This window comes from Cellulomonas sp. NPDC057328, assembly GCF_042667215.1.
GTDB lineage: Bacteria > Actinomycetota > Actinomycetes > Actinomycetales > Cellulomonadaceae > Cellulomonas.
In genome coordinates, this window is sequence record NZ_JBHUZW010000124.1 from 1 (window position 1) to 11,375 (window position 11,375).

An 11,375-nucleotide genomic window follows, 5' to 3' on the forward strand; every position below is an offset into this window, starting at 1 on the left:
CCGCGGGCCGGGGGCGGCCCCCCGCCGCCGTCCGGTCACGCCGTCGTCGTCAGATGACGTTGTGCAGCCGCCGGCTGTCCGCCGACTGGCTGAGCACCGACTCCCGCGGCGTCGACTCGTCGCGCCACCGCAGGATCGCGCCGACACCGTCGACAAGCTCGACCGCGCCGTCGTCCGCGAACGTCAGGCCGGCGTCCTGCCCGACCGCCGCGCGCACGAGCGCCACGTCGGCCGGCATCTGCCGTGCCGCGTCCGTCACGCCGATCGCCGCGAGGTCGTCCTTGCTGACGGCCAGCTCCAGCGGGCCGTCGCCGACCCACAGCCGGCGGTCGGCCAGCGGCCCGGGGCTGCCGGCGGCCGGCTCCCCCAGGACGAGCTCGGACACCTGACCGCGCTGCAGGACGGCCACGACGTCGCCGAGCGACGTCACCGCGTCCTCGCCGCGGCCCTGCTCCTGCCGGAACAGGTCGAGGACCGCCTCCCGCCGGCGCACGCGGTGCTCGGCCAGCACGCCGTCGATGCGCTCCTGGAACGCCTCCTCGTTGACGCCCTCGGCCCGGGAACCACCGGGGACCTCGACGAGCACCTCGCGGACCTCCTGCCCGACGGCGTCCTTGAGCAGCGCGACCGCCCGGACGTCGCCGGTGAGGATCACGAGCTCCGGCTTGCGCTCGGTCACCTGGCGGTCGAGGTCCGCCGCGACGGTGTCGACGTTGCGCTCCCACGAGTCCTGCACGCGCTGCTGCCAGCGGCGGTGCGCCCAGCCGCCGCCACCCACCTTGTGCATCTCGTCGTGGTCGCCCTCGACCGTCTCCGTGACGTCGGCGAGCAGGCCGGAGCCGTCGGTCCAGGTGTAGTCCGCCCCCTGCCGGTTCACCTCGACGAGCAGGAACCGCGTCGACTCGTCGGCGGCGCGCGCCGCCGGCAGCAGGAGCGGGACCGAGCCGCAGGCCGCCGTCGACTGCGCGGGCGGCTCCGTGAGCAGCCGGTCGACGAGGACCTCCTGCGCGTCCGCGACGAGCACCCGGCCGTGCGGGCCCGGCGCGTGCGTCGGGCGCGCCACGAGGTCGTCGATCGCGGCGAGCACCGCCTCCGGCGACCCGTCGCGCTCGAGCTGGCGCCGCAGCGCCTTCCAGCGGGTCTGCACGTCCGCCGCCCCGGTCGCGTCGTCACGCGTGGCGTCGAGGTACACGGTCGTGAAGGGCGCCGGGCGCCCGAGCAGCGGCTTGAGCCAGTGCAGGTCCATCAGGCAGGTCTCCTCGCGTCGGCGGGGGTTCCGTCCGGGCGTCGGTGCCCCGGTTCGCCCGAACGGGTCTGACCCCTCCACCTTCCGTCACGCCCGCCGGACCCGCCACCGCGCGGACCGGACCCGTCGCGTCGGCACGCCGTCAGGCAGCCGACGCACGCGCGTCACGCGCCCGATGCTGCGCGTCACGCGCCCGATGCTGCGCGTCACGCGCCCGAGGCGCGCGCGGTCAGGCGTGCCCGACGCTCGCGTCCTGCGCCGTCGCCTGGGTGCCGGCCTGCGCGTGGTCCTGCGCGATCGCCTCGTGGTGGCGGATGACCTCCTCGACGATGAACGCGAGGAACTTCTCCGCGAAGACCGGGTCGAGGTCGGCCTCCTGAGCGAGCGCGCGCAGCCGGGCCACCTGCGCGGCCTCACGGCCGGCGTCGGACGGCGGCAGCTCGAGCCGGGCCTTGAGCACGCCGACCTGCTGCGTCGCCTTGAACCGCTCGGCCAGCAGGTGCACCAGCGCCGCGTCGATGTTGTCGATGCTGCTGCGCAGCCGGGCGAGCTCCGGCGGGACGGGCCCGGGCAGGTCGCTCACGCGCTCTTCTCGCGCGGCGTGCGCTTGTCGCGGCCGACCTCGCGCGGGACGAGCGTCGGGTTGACGTTGTCGAGCACGACGTCGCGGCTGATGACGACCCGGGCGACGTCGTCGCGCGACGGCACCTCGAACATCACCTGCTGGAGGACCTCCTCCATGATCGCCCGCAGACCACGCGCACCGGTGCCGCGCAGCAGCGCCTGGTCCGCGATCGCCGCGACGGCGTCGTCCTCGAACGCGAGCTCGACGCCGTCGATCGCGAACATCCGCTGGTACTGCTTGATCAGCGCGTTGCGCGGCTCGGTGAGGATGCGCACGAGCGCCGTCTGGTCGAGCGGCGACACGGTCGTGATCACGGGGACGCGGCCGATGAACTCGGGGATGAGCCCGAACTTCAGCAGGTCCTCCGGCATGACGTCGCCGTAGACGTCCTTGTCGTCGGCCGTGTGCAGCGGGGCGCCGAAGCCGATGCCCCGGCGGCCGGCACGCGACGTGATGATCTCGTCGAGGCCCGCGAACGCGCCCGCGACGATGAACAGCACGTTCGTCGTGTCGATCTGGATGAACTCCTGGTGCGGGTGCTTGCGCCCGCCCTGCGGCGGCACCGAGGCGGTCGTGCCCTCGAGGATCTTGAGCAGCGCCTGCTGCACGCCCTCGCCGGACACGTCGCGCGTGATCGACGGGTTCTCGCTCTTGCGGGCGATCTTGTCGATCTCGTCGATGTAGATGATCCCCGACTCGGCCTTCTTGACGTCGTAGTCGGCGGCCTGGATGAGCTTGAGGAGGATGTTCTCGACGTCCTCGCCGACGTAGCCCGCCTCGGTGAGGGCAGTGGCGTCGGCGATGGCGAACGGCACGTTCAGCATCTTCGCGAGCGTCTGCGCCAGGTACGTCTTGCCGCAGCCCGTGGGGCCGATCAGCAGGATGTTCGACTTGGCGATCTCGACGTGCTCCTCGCCGGCGACGCGGGCGCCCTCACCGGCCTGGATGCGCTTGTAGTGGTTGTACACCGCGACGGCGAGCGAACGCTTGGCCGGCTCCTGCCCGACGATGTACTGCTCGAGGAACTCGAAGATCTCCTTCGGCTTCGGCAGCTCGACCATGCCGACCTCGGTGGCCTCGGCGAGCTCCTCCTCGATGATCTCGTTGCACAGCTCGATGCACTCGTCGCAGATGTACACGCCCGGGCCCGCGATGAGCTTCTTGACCTGCTTCTGGGACTTGCCGCAGAAGGAGCACTTGAGGAGGTCAGCCCCGTCCCCGATCCTCGCCACGTGCGTCCCCTTCCTCGTGTGGCCCCGCCGCGCGGCGGGAGCCGTTGCTCGTTGCGCACCCGCCCCGGGGGCCACGTTCCCCCATTGCACACCACGGGGGGCCTCGTGTCAGCCGAACGGGTCGTGCGCGTCGCGGCGTGTCCCCTGCGACACGCTCGCGTGGCACCGCCGGTCACCCGGTCGGCGCCGTCGTGGCGGACGCACGTCCGGCCCCGACGCGGACGTCGGGGCCGGCCGTGCGGTCGTCACTCGGCGGGCTGCACCACCGTGGGCTGCACACCCTTGCGGCTGGCGAGCACCTGGTCGACGATGCCGTACTCCTTGGCCTGGGCGGCCGTGAGGATCTTGTCGCGCTCGATGTCGACGCGGACCTGCTCGATGTCGCGTCCGGTGTGGTGCGCGAGCGCCTGCTCGAGCCACTCGCGGATGCGGATGAGCTCGTTCGCGTGGATCTCGATGTCGGACGCCTGCGCGTAGCCGCCGCCCTCCATCGCGGGCTGGTGGATCAGCACGCGCGCGTTCGGGAGCGCCAGGCGCTTGCCGGGCGAGCCCGCCGCGAGCAGCACGGCCGCGGCCGAGGCCGCCTGCCCGAGGCAGACGGTCTGGATGTGCGGCTTGATGTACTGCATCGTGTCGTAGATCGCCGTCAGCGCCGTGAAGGAGCCGCCGGGCGAGTTGATGTACAGGGTGATGTCGCGGTCCGGGTCGGTCGACTCCAGGACCAGCAGCTGCGCCATGACGTCGTCCGCCGACGCGTCGTCCACCTGCACGCCGAGGAAGATGATGCGGTCCTCGAACAGCTTGGTGTACGGGTCCTGGCGCTTGAAGCCGTAGGCCGTGCGCTCCTCGAACTGCGGCAGCACGTAGCGGCTGCTCGGGGAGGCCGGGGCCAGGCCGCCGGCCAGGCGCCCGGCGCGGGCGATGAACTGGGACTCCATGCTCACGAAGCGTCTCCTCGCTGGTTCTGTCGCCGGGCCGTCAGGCCGAGGCCCCGTTGCCGTTGGGGTCCGTGCCGCCGCCACCGGTGACGGAGCCGGCGCTGCTGACCACGTGGTCGATGAAGCCGTACTCGAGCGCCTCCGGCGCCGTGAACCAGCGGTCACGGTCCGAGTCGGCGTTGATCTGGTCGACGCTCTTGCCGGTCTGCTCGGCGATCAGCTCGGCCAGCACCTTCTTCATGTGCAGGATCAGCTGCGCGTTGATGCGCACGTCGGTGGCCGTGCCGCCGATGCCGCCGGACGGCTGGTGCATCATCACGCGGGCGTGCGGCGTGGCGTAGCGCTTGCCCTTGGCGCCCGAGGAGAGCAGGAACTGCCCCATCGAGGCGGCCATGCCCATCGCGATCGTCGCGACGTCGGGCTTGATGTACTGCATCGTGTCGTAGATCGCCATGCCGGCCGTGATCGACCCGCCCGGCGAGTTGATGTAGAGCCAGATGTCCTTGTCGGGGTCCTCCGCGGCCAGCAGCATCATCTGCGCGCAGATGGCGTTGGCGTTCTCGTCGCGGACCTCGGACCCGAGCCAGATGATCCGCTCGCGGAGCAGACGGTTGTAGATGCTGTCGTTGAGGCCGAGTCCGGCGGACTCCGCCCGGGCGATTGCCGGGACCTGCTCGTTCACGAAGGCTCCTTCGTCTGGCTGCGTCGTGCGGCGGGCCGGGATGCTCGTGCACCTCACCGGCCGTGCGTTGCAGCGACCCTAACGCCCGGACCAGCCGCGACACGTCCCGCCGCCGCGTCGTTTCGCTGTCGGCGCAGCGGCGTCACGGGGATGCGCGCCGGGGCGGTCGCCGGGCCGGTCGCGGGGCCGGTCGCGGGGTCGGTCACCCGGTCCGCCGCCGGGACGCACGACGGCCCCGCGACGTGGCGTCGCGGGGCCGTCGGTGCTGCGGGTCGCGCTCAGGCCTTGGCGTCGTCCTGCTCGCCGGCCTCGTCGGCCACCGGCTGCGCCTGCGCGTCCTCGGCGGCGCCCGCCTCGGCCTCGGCCTGCTCGATCGCGGCGTCGTCCTCGTCCGACCCGACGAACTCCGACAGGTCGACCGTGGCGCCGGACTGCTCCGTCACCGTGATGCGGCGCAGCGCGACCGCGAGCGCCTTGGAGCGCGCGACCTCGGCGACCATGGCCGGGATCTGGCCCTGCTCGTCGAGCGTGCGGATGAACGTGTTCGGGTCCATGCCGTACTGACGCGACGCGTTGACGAGGTAGTCGATGAGCTCGCCCTGGCCGACCTTGACCTCGAGCTGCTCGGCGAGCGTGTCCAGCAGGATCTGGTTGCGCAGGGCGGTCTGCGCCTGCTCCGTCACCTCGGCACGGTGCTCGTCGTCCTCGAGGCGCCCCTCGCCCTCGAGGTGGCGGTGCACCTCGGCCTCGACGACACCCGACGGCACGGGGATCTCGACGGCCTCGACGAGCTGCTCGAGCAGCAGGTCGCGCGCCTGCACGGCCTGGTTCGACGCCTTGATGCGGGCGGCCTGCTCGCGCAGGTCGGCCGTGAGCTCCTCGAGGGTGTCGAACTCGCTCGCGAGCTGCGCGAACTCGTCGTCGGCCTCGGGCAGCTGGCGCTCCTTGACGGCGGTCGCCGTGACGGAGACCTGCGCCTGCTCGCCCGCGCGCTCGCCGCCGGCCAGCGCCGTCTCGAACGTCGTCGACTCGCCCGCGGACAGGCCGGTCAGCGCCTCGTCGAGGCCCTCGAGCATGTTGCCCGAGCCGATCTGGTAGCTCACGCCGGAGACCTGGTCGACCTGCTCGTCGCCGATCGTCGCGGTCAGGTCGAGCACGACGTAGTCGCCCTCGACGGCCGGGCGGTCGACGCCCACGAGCGAGCCGAAGCGCTCGCGCAGCGCGTCGAGGCGGCCCTGCACGTCCTCGTCGTCCACCGCGACGTCGTCGACCTGGACGGCCAGGCCGTCGAGCGCGGGCAGCGTGATCTCGGGGCGCACCTCGACCTCGGCGGTGAAGTGCAGCTCGCCCTCCTCGCCCTGCGGCGCGGCGGTCAGGCCGGGGACCTTCGTGACCTGCACGTCAGGCTGGCCCAGCGGGCGCAGCGCGTTCTCGCGGACGGCCTCGGCGTAGAAGCCGGACAGGCCCTCGTTGATCGCGTGCTCCAGCACGGCGGGGCGACCCACGCGCTGGTCGATGATGCGCGGCGGCACCTTGCCCTTGCGGAAGCCCGGCACCGTCACCTGCTCCGCGATGTGCTTGTACGCGTGGTCGATGCTCGGCTTGAGCTCGTCGTACGTCACCTCGACGGTCAGCTTGACCTTGGTCGGCTCCAGGGTCTCGACGGCGCTCTTCACTTCGATGGTCTCCCACTGGTCATGGCCATGCGCCGGCGGGTCCGACGGGCTGGCACGGTCTCGCGCCGGATGGGCGCGCGGTTCGGGCGCTGGTGTCGCGGGCGGCTGCGCACCCGGCTCGATCAGCCGGCACCGGCGCACACGCGACCCTCGATGCTACGTCACGGCGCGGACCCGTCCCAAAGCAGCGGCCCTGCGGGAGCGGCCGTGGCCGTCCCCGGCGGGACGCCTCTCCCCGGTCGGGATGGCGGGATTCGAACCCGCGACCTTCCGCTCCCAAAGCGGACGCGCTACCAACCTGCGCCACATCCCGTGGGCGCACGTCCGTCCGCCCGACGGCGGCGGCAGCCGCGTCGGCGCGCCGGGGCGTGCGCGTCGCGCCCGGCCGCACCCGCTACCCTGGGTGCCGCGGTCCGAGGGCCGCCGGTCCCCGTCACGCGAGTGGCGCGGGCACGGCGACGCGGCGGACCTGCGCGGACGTAGCTCAATGGTAGAGCCCCAGTCTTCCAAACTGGCTACGCGGGTTCGATTCCCGTCGTCCGCTCCCCCGTGCCGGCACCACCGTCGGCGGCACCGCCTGCAGCATCGTCGGCGGCACCTCCGGCACCGTCCCCCGCACCGCCGTCCTCGACCGCGAGCGCGCGCACGACCTCGCGCGCCGCCCGCTCGCCCGCGGCGACGGCCCCGTCCATGAAGCCCGCGCGCCGGGTCGCGGTCTCCGTGCCGGCCCAGTGCACGGTGCCGACCGGCTCGCTCAGGGCGCGGTGGAGCGGCGCGACCGCCCCGGGACCGGGCGCGGCGGTGGGTCCGCCGCCGAGCCAGTCCTCCTCGGCCCACCGCTGGTCGACGTACCCGAGCGGTGTGAGCGCGCCGGCCCCGAACAGGTCCGCGAGGGAGCGCAGCACGCCCGCGCGCCGCTCGGCGGGCCCCGCCCCCTCCCACGCCCGCGCCGCGGGGCCGCCGACGAAGCACAGCAGCACGCCGCGGGAGCCGTCGAGCGGGCCCGCGTCGAACGTGATGAACACCGGGCCGCCGTCACCGACCGTCATGCCGCTCAGCCCCGCGTCGCGCCAGAACGGACGGTCGTAGACGGCGTACGCCTTCGACAGGACGCCCGGCGCCCACCGCTGTGCGAGCCGCCGGTGCACCGCGGGGAGCGGCGGCTCGAAGCGGATGCGCCGGCGCAGCGCCGGCGGCACGGCGACGACCACCCGGCGCGCCCGCGTGGGCCCGGCGTCGGTGTGCACGGTGACGACGTCGCCGCCGTGGTCGACCCGCGTGACCGGCGCGCCGAGCACGACCGCGCCGGGCCCGAGGTCGCGGGCGACGCGGACGGCGACCTCCTGCGCGCCCTCGACGAGGTGCTGCTCCTGCGCACCGCCGCGCGTGTCGAGCATCCGGTCCAGGCCGCCCGCCTGGGCGACGTGATGGAGCACGTGCAGCACGGAGACCTCGGCCGGCTCGCAGCCCCAGGACGTGCGCGCGACCACCGCCATGAGGTCGCGGGTCGCGCGCGTGGCGTGCCGGTCGCGCAGCCAGCCGTCGAGGGTGGTGGCGTCGAGACGGGCGGCGTCGCGCGCGTCGCCGGGCCGGCCGAGCGGGACGGCCCGGCTCGCCCGGCCGAACGCCGCCCGCACGCGCGCGAGGTCGGCGAGAGCAGCGGGGCCGACGGGCGGGATGGTGCCGCGGTAGCGCCGGACGCCACCGCGCCACCGCAGCAGGTTGTCGCCGGCCTCGTACGTCGGGCGCCGGCGGACGCCCACCGCGTCGGCGAGCGCCGTGACGTGCTCGTGGTCCGGCCCGACGAACGTGCCGCCGAGGTCGACGTGCGCACCGGCGACGGTCGCGGACAGGACCCGGCCGCCGACCCGGTCGGCGGCCTCGAGCACGCGGACGGCGACGCCGTGGCCCTGCAGCACCCGCGCGGCCGTCAGGCCCGACAGGCCCGCACCCACCACCACGACGTCCACGTCGACGGTCCCGGCCACGCTCGCCCCCTCGCGACGGCGTCCGACGGCGACCGCGGGTCCCACGACGGGCCCCGGTGCCCCGGCACCCGAGTCTCCCACCGGCGGGGCGGAAGGGACAGGACAGCGGGCAGGCAGGCCGGCCCCTCCGCGGTCGGGCGGCGGCTACGCCGGGCCGGCCGGCTCGCGGGCCTCGTCGCCGGGGACGCCGTCGTCGCGGCCGTGCCCCTCCTCCGCCGCGCGTCCCGCCGCCGTGCGCGAGCGCACGACGCGCCCGACCGGCCCGCTGAGCGCCAGGAGCAGGACCCACAGCATCCCCACGGCCGGCACGAGCGCCGCGAGGACGAGCGCGACCACGAGCAGGCCCACCGCGACCAGCCCGCCCGTCGTGTCCACCACGGCCCCCGGGCGCACCAGCGCGGGCCGGCGGCGCAGGCGGGCCTGCACCCCCATCAGCGCGAGGCAGGTGAGGACGAGCGTGGCGAGGTAGAGCACGTCCGCGAGCGCGTCGGGGCCGTCGTCCGCGGCCGTGAGGAGCGCCGTCGCGAACGGCACCAGCACGATGCCGCCGAGCCAGACGAAGCCGAGCGCGAGGAGCGTGCCGTCGTACGCACGCACGTCCTCGAAGACCGCGTGGTGCGCGACCCACAGCCGTCCCACGACGGCGAAGCTGACGCCGAAACCCAGGAGCTCGGACCCTCCGTCGGCGAGGACCGCGGCGGCGTCGCGCCCGTCACCGGGCAGCTCGACCAGCGGCAGGACGAGGAGCGTGAGGGCGATGGCCACCGTCGCGTCGGAGAAGTTGACGAGGCGGTCGAGGCCCCGTGCGGTCGTCGCGCCTCGCGTCACGGTCGCCTCCCGCCCGCGCCGGCCACCGTCCGACCCGGCGCACGCACCGACCGTAGCGACCGGCCTGCCACGCCGGGAGGTCGCGGTCCGGGTGGACTTCCGCGCCCGGCCGCGGCGTGGTGGGGTGGACCCCCGTGACGACGACGTTCCTCTCCCCCGGCGACCGCGTGCTCCTGACCGGCGACTCGATCACCGACTGGGGGCGCGACCGCGCGGACCCGGCCAGCCTCGGCCACGGGTACGCGGGCATCGTCGCGGCGCTCGCCGGCGCGCGGCTGCCGGAGCACGACCTGACCTTCCTCAACCGCGGCGTCGGCGGGGACACCGCGCGCATGCTCCGCGACCGGTGGGACGTGGACGGCCTCGCGCTCGAGCCGACGGTCGTGTCGGTGCTGGTCGGCGTCAACGACACGTGGCGCCGGTTCACCGAGGGCACGGTGACCACCGCCGAGGAGTACGAGGAGCACCTGCGCGCGGTCCTCGCCTCCGCCCGCGAGCGGCTCGACGCGCGACTGGTCCTCGTCGAGCCGTTCGTCGTGCCCGTGACGGCGCAGCAGCACCTGTGGCGGCCGGACCTCGACCCGCGCATCGCGGTGGTGCGCCGGCTCGCGGCCGAGCTCCGCGCCGTGCTCGTGCCCGCCGACGGGCTCCTCGCCGCCGCCGCGGTGCGCACGTCGCCCGAGCGGTGGGCCCACGACGGCGTGCACCCGACGCCCGCGGGCCACGGCCTCCTCGCCGAGGCATGGCTGCGCGCGGTCGGTGCCGTCCCGCAGGCGTCCTGACGGGCGACGCTCCGCGGACGACCTTTGCGGGCAGGTCGTGCGCCCGCTACGGTCGCCCCGGACCGGCGTGCACGTGCGCCGGCGTCCACGGACGACACCGGGACGGGTGCGCTGCACCGGTCCCCACCCCGACGAGGAGAGCGATGAGCGCGCACCACGCCGCTGCCGCCCCCGTCGTGCGCGCCCTCGCGGCGTGTTGTCGCTGTCGGTAGAGCGCTGGCTGCTCGCGCGCCGACCGGGCGCGCACCGCACCCGCACCACCGCGCGCCAGCGCTCGCCCCGGCAGGCCGTCGTCCGGCACCCGGACCGTTCCTCCCGCACCATGGGACCGACCGGCACGCGGCCTGCACCCCCGCACCAGCGTCGCGGCGACCCCCGCGACCCGCAGCCCGCACCGTCCCCCACTGCCGCCCGCGGCGGCACCGACCGAAGAGGAACCATGGCACGCATCTACGAGGACGCGACCGCGCTCGTCGGCAACACCCCGCTGGTCCGCATCAACAAGCTCACCGAGGGTGCCGGCGCGACCGTCGTCGGCAAGCTCGAGTTCTACAACCCGGCCAACTCGGTGAAGGACCGCATCGGCGTCGCGATCATCGACGCGGCCGAGAAGTCCGGCGACCTGAAGCCGGGCGGCACCATCGTCGAGGCCACCTCCGGCAACACGGGCATCGCGCTCGCGTTCGTCGGCGCGGCCCGCGGCTACGACGTCGTGCTGACGATGCCCGAGACGATGTCGAAGGAGCGCCGCGCGCTGCTGCGCGCGTTCGGCGCCGAGCTCATCCTCACGCCGGGCTCCGAAGGCATGAAGGGCGCCGTCAACCGCGCGAACGAGATCGTCGCGGAGCGTCCCGGCGCGATCCTCGCGCGCCAGTTCGCCAACGAGGCGAACCCCGAGGTGCACCGCCGCACGACGGCGGAGGAGATCTGGGCCGACACGGACGGCGAGATCGACATCCTCGTCGCCGGCATCGGCACGGGCGGCACCATCACCGGCGTCGGGCAGGTGCTCAAGGAGCGCAAGCCGGGCGTGCAGGTCGTCGGCGTCGAGCCCGCCGAGTCGCCGATCCTCAACGGCGGCGCCCCCGGCCCGCACAAGATCCAGGGCATCGGCGCGAACTTCGTGCCCGACATCCTCGACACGTCGGTCTACGACGAGATCGTCGACGTCGACGCCGAGACGGCCGTCGCGTGGGCGCGCCGCGCGGCGCGCGAGGAGGGCCTGCTCGTCGGCATCTCGTCCGGCGCGGCGCTGTACGCGGCCGCCGAGCTGGCGAAGCGCCCCGAGAACGCGGGCAAGCTGATCGTCACGATCATCCCGTCGTTCGGCGAGCGCTACCTCACGTCGGTGCTGTACGCCGACCTGCTCGACTGACAC

General features: G+C 74.5%; 10 protein-coding genes and 2 tRNA genes. 3 read left to right on the forward strand and 9 right to left on the reverse strand.

The features are described from left to right. Nucleotides 1–49 precede the first annotated feature (49 nt). The 7 genes from ACFUMH_RS16525 to ACFUMH_RS16555 form a co-directional block, all read right to left on the reverse strand. On the reverse strand, nt 50–1,246 hold the full coding sequence (locus tag ACFUMH_RS16525; protein WP_378208077.1) for a Vms1/Ankzf1 family peptidyl-tRNA hydrolase: 1,197 nt from the start codon (nt 1,244–1,246) through the stop codon (nt 50–52). Nucleotides 1,247–1,475: 229 nt separating this feature from the next. Further along, entirely contained in the window at nt 1,476–1,829 is a 354-nt protein-coding gene (locus tag ACFUMH_RS16530) for a chorismate mutase (RefSeq protein ID WP_378208080.1), read from the reverse strand. Beyond that, the gene (gene clpX, locus ACFUMH_RS16535) at nt 1,826–3,103 is read right to left on the reverse strand and encodes an ATP-dependent Clp protease ATP-binding subunit ClpX (protein ID WP_378208082.1); all 1,278 of its coding nucleotides are present in this window, start codon (nt 3,101–3,103) and stop codon (nt 1,826–1,828) included. The genes ACFUMH_RS16530 and clpX overlap by 4 nt, the downstream gene beginning before the upstream one ends. A 245-nt stretch (nt 3,104–3,348) precedes the next feature. Beyond that, nucleotides 3,349–4,047, reverse strand: coding sequence for an ATP-dependent Clp protease proteolytic subunit (locus tag ACFUMH_RS16540; protein ID WP_378208085.1), 699 nt, complete (start codon nt 4,045–4,047; stop codon nt 3,349–3,351). 34 nt (nt 4,048–4,081) lie between these two features. Continuing rightward, nucleotides 4,082–4,723: an ATP-dependent Clp protease proteolytic subunit gene (locus ACFUMH_RS16545; RefSeq protein WP_378208088.1), complete on the reverse strand. Its 642-nt coding sequence runs from the start codon at nt 4,721–4,723 to the stop codon at nt 4,082–4,084. Nucleotides 4,724–5,001: 278 nt separating this feature from the next. Continuing rightward, nucleotides 5,002–6,399: a trigger factor gene (gene tig, locus ACFUMH_RS16550; protein ID WP_378208092.1), complete on the reverse strand. Its 1,398-nt coding sequence runs from the start codon at nt 6,397–6,399 to the stop codon at nt 5,002–5,004. Nucleotides 6,400–6,638: 239 nt separating this feature from the next. After that, nucleotides 6,639–6,712 (reverse strand) — tRNA-Pro (locus tag ACFUMH_RS16555). Between the two features lie 160 nt (nt 6,713–6,872). On the opposite strand from ACFUMH_RS16555, the gene ACFUMH_RS16560 reads away from it, so the two are divergent. Next, a tRNA-Gly gene (locus ACFUMH_RS16560) sits at nt 6,873–6,943 on the forward strand. Here the strand turns inward: ACFUMH_RS16560 and ACFUMH_RS16565 are convergent. Then, complete coding sequence (locus ACFUMH_RS16565) at nt 6,915–8,387, reverse strand: flavin monoamine oxidase family protein (RefSeq protein ID WP_378208095.1); 1,473 nt, start codon at nt 8,385–8,387, stop codon at nt 6,915–6,917. The genes ACFUMH_RS16560 and ACFUMH_RS16565 overlap by 29 nt on opposite strands. A 144-nt stretch (nt 8,388–8,531) precedes the next feature. Next, entirely contained in the window at nt 8,532–9,215 is a 684-nt protein-coding gene (locus ACFUMH_RS16570) for a TMEM175 family protein (protein WP_378208098.1), read from the reverse strand. Nucleotides 9,216–9,349: 134 nt separating this feature from the next. Here ACFUMH_RS16570 and ACFUMH_RS16575 point away from each other — a divergent pair, with 134 nt between their 5' ends. Together ACFUMH_RS16575 and cysK are read left to right on the forward strand one after the other, a co-directional pair. Continuing rightward, on the forward strand, nt 9,350–9,997 hold the full coding sequence (locus ACFUMH_RS16575) for an SGNH/GDSL hydrolase family protein (protein WP_378208102.1): 648 nt from the start codon (nt 9,350–9,352) through the stop codon (nt 9,995–9,997). Between the two features lie 439 nt (nt 9,998–10,436). Then, complete coding sequence (cysK, locus tag ACFUMH_RS16580; RefSeq protein WP_378208106.1) at nt 10,437–11,372, forward strand: cysteine synthase A; 936 nt, start codon at nt 10,437–10,439, stop codon at nt 11,370–11,372. Nucleotides 11,373–11,375 lie beyond the last annotated feature (3 nt).